We start from the raw sequence: 2,051 nt of genomic DNA, 5'->3' as shown, positions 1-2,051 counted from the left end.
CACCCGACGACCTGCAACATTGGCGATGGACCAGACCGCAGCCACCCATCATTTACCGTGCCCGTGCGCCCATCGAATCCCGTGCTCACGCACACCACATCGGCAACGTGCGATCTTTATGATCGCAACGCGATTGGAATGGTTGTACGCTCACGATCCCGAGTGGGTGCGAGCTCATCTATTGACACTTGCGCCATCGCCCGAGAGCTCGGACCCGTTCTTTCAAGGCACGCTCGCAACTAAGACTTTGCCATTGGGTCTGGTCCAAGAGCTTCGACCACACATGCTCGAACGGCTTTATGAGCAGCAACTCCCAAAGGGTGCCGTTGGCGTGCTCGCAGCCACATTGCTCAACTGCTGGCTGGAAAAAGACGGCCCCGCTCAGAAGGAGAAGGTTTCCGATCTTCAGTTGCGAGAGATTCTTGTCAGATCTGATAACGTCTTCCGCGAGCTTGTCATTCGGCACCTGGCGATGTGGAGCAAGAAGGCTGCGGGGACCATGGACGATCAGGCGTTGAGGTTTATTGACAAGGTCTGGCCGCTGCAGAGCATTGTGAGAACTACCGAAATGACGGCACGGCTCGTCGGACTTGCTCTGGCCATTCCTGCTCGGTTCACTGAAGCCGTAACGCTTTTGCAGCGTCGACTCGTCCAAGCTTCGGATCGCGTGCCAGGATCACTCTTCTATCAGATCGACGAACGAATCGTTGCAGACCATTGCCCGGCATTGGTTGATCTCCTCTGGAGGATATTGCCCAATAGTTCGACGCTCTGGGGTGACGGTATCGAGAACCTGATTCAGCGCCTCGAAGTCGAGCCCTCCGCGCCGGAGCATGAGACGCTTGCCGAACTGCGCCGGAGAGCAAAATATCGCCTTTAGCTCTGCGCGGCCTGTTTGGTCATGCATCCCCAGCCAGCTGATAGCTCGTGCGCTGCGTCCGCACAAAGCGGACGAAAAAAAACCCTGCAACGCAGGGTTTTTTCTGTGCTGCTGCTGGGGAGACGGCTTTAGCGCCGAACGCCGGCGTACGCGCCGCCCATGCCATTCGCCTGTTCCCAATTCTTAGCGATCTCAGCGCGCTTCTTCAACGCCTCAACGCTCATTTCCGGTCGAGCAAATAGAGCACGCACGCGGTCCACCGCTGCAGCATCTGCAGCGTCTTTAGTGCGACGCACCTTTGGTGCCAGACGGCCAGTTTTCAGGTCCATAGTGAGGTCCTCTTGATTTCTCGTGCCCGAATGCTCGGGGATCACATCTGATCAATCGGAAAGTTCGTTAGGAGTATTCTACTGCTTTTTGGCGGGGCGCGTCATCGTACTCACCGTCTTGCCGATCATTCGAGCCTTCGTATAACCGTTCGCCTCGTAGAATGGGACCACCACTTTTAGTGGCTTATCAATCACAATAAGATCGGATTCAAAGTACCGCGCCACGGCATCGAGTACGACATCGATTGCAATAAAGCCCAAGCCGGCGATCTCGGTATTGGCCGAGTCCCGCTCCAGGAAAAGCAGTGTCGTAAGTTCCCCTGCACGGCTCACCCGTAAGAGACTGAGAATACAGACTACATCCCTAGTGCGAATCCCGATGAAGCAGCTCTTCGTCGTCGAGCTGCATTTCCGGCGAGCCAGCTCCCAGTTTAGTTGCGCAGTCGCTCCCCAGCCACGAATGATGTCCAGCACTTCTAATGTATGGACAATTTCAATTTGAGCTGAAGGGTCCTCCAACAGTCCTCGCACCGTCTCCTGTGCCTCATTGACCGCATTCTGCACCTGCTCATTGAACCTCTTCCGGGCCTCATACCTCGCCGACATTTGTCTCCCTTGTGTGCGCGAATGCCCTTGCCAATTGAAGGGCCGACAATTTTAGGTCGTACCCAGCCTCTCAGGGTTGCAAGTTGACAACACTTCACTCTTGTATTTGGGACAAGTGCCGCGCTCGGGCATGCAATCCCGCTAGGAAAACCCTCCGCATCCGCGCCGAATTCGCCCCCGACAATGGCTGCTCGTCCAACTCACAGGAGCAAGCATGCCCCTCTCCCCTGAACTTC

General features: G+C 56.0%; 3 protein-coding genes. 1 reads left to right on the top strand and 2 read right to left on the bottom strand.

Annotation, left to right across the window (positions count from 1 at the left end):
- Positions 1–283 precede the first annotated feature (283 nt).
- Positions 284–880 (top strand): hypothetical protein, encoded by a 597-nt coding sequence (locus tag A3A5_RS0118785; RefSeq protein ID WP_157637259.1) that lies wholly within the window; start codon positions 284–286, stop codon positions 878–880.
- Between the two features lie 128 nt (positions 881–1,008).
- Here the strand turns inward: A3A5_RS0118785 and A3A5_RS43445 are convergent, their stop codons facing one another.
- Together A3A5_RS43445 and A3A5_RS0118780 are read right to left on the bottom strand one after the other, a co-directional pair.
- The gene (locus A3A5_RS43445; RefSeq protein WP_157637258.1) at positions 1,009–1,209 is read right to left on the bottom strand and encodes a hypothetical protein; all 201 of its coding nucleotides are present in this window, start codon (positions 1,207–1,209) and stop codon (positions 1,009–1,011) included.
- 78 nt (positions 1,210–1,287) lie between these two features.
- Positions 1,288–1,815 (bottom strand): hypothetical protein, encoded by a 528-nt coding sequence (locus A3A5_RS0118780; protein ID WP_018312077.1) that lies wholly within the window; start codon positions 1,813–1,815, stop codon positions 1,288–1,290.
- Positions 1,816–2,051: the final 236 nt, after the last annotated feature.

Origin of the sequence: Cupriavidus sp. UYPR2.512, assembly GCF_000379565.1 — a bacterium.
In the GTDB taxonomy this organism is placed as follows: Bacteria; Pseudomonadota; Gammaproteobacteria; order Burkholderiales; family Burkholderiaceae; genus Cupriavidus.
Note: the sequence above shows the minus strand (reverse complement) of the source record. Positions and strands in the feature narration are given on the sequence as shown.